1 protein-coding gene is annotated in these 465 nt (G+C 22.4%); it reads right to left on the reverse strand.

The features are described from left to right. Nucleotides 1-323 (reverse strand): hypothetical protein (locus GFV01_RS10035; protein ID WP_160567217.1); only part of this gene is annotated, 323 nt, incomplete at its 3' end. Nucleotides 324-465 lie beyond the last annotated feature (142 nt).

A 465-nucleotide genomic window follows, 5' to 3' on the forward strand; every position in this document is an offset into this window, starting at 1 on the left:
GCAGATACTTTTATTACAGGAGGCTCATATGGTTTTACTTCTTTTCCTTGTTCATTTTGAAATTGGATTGGAATATTTTTAAGAAAATTAACAATTATATACTCATTTTGAAATCCATTATCTTTTCTTGAAAAACTAAACCTTTGCTTAGTTGTATCTTTTATAAATTCAATTCCATCCTCAAATTCAAAAATATTTTTATTCGTTAATATTTGAAGATATCCATTATTCTTTTTTGAAAATGAAAAAACATATTTTATACATTGCTCATTATCTTTAAAATGATCAATTACATAATATTTTGCTAAGTAAGTATTTTGCAAATGATAAATTTTTGGCGGTTGATTGGAGCAGTTATTTAAATATAATAAACAAAGTAAGTAAAATAAGAAAAATTTTATTTTTTTCATAATGTTAAATAATCTAACGATTGGTAAATAATTTCAGTTTCAAAAGGCTGATAAC

It is taken from the genome of Apibacter sp. B2912, assembly GCF_009827835.1.
Lineage (GTDB): Bacteria > Bacteroidota > Bacteroidia > Flavobacteriales > Weeksellaceae > Apibacter.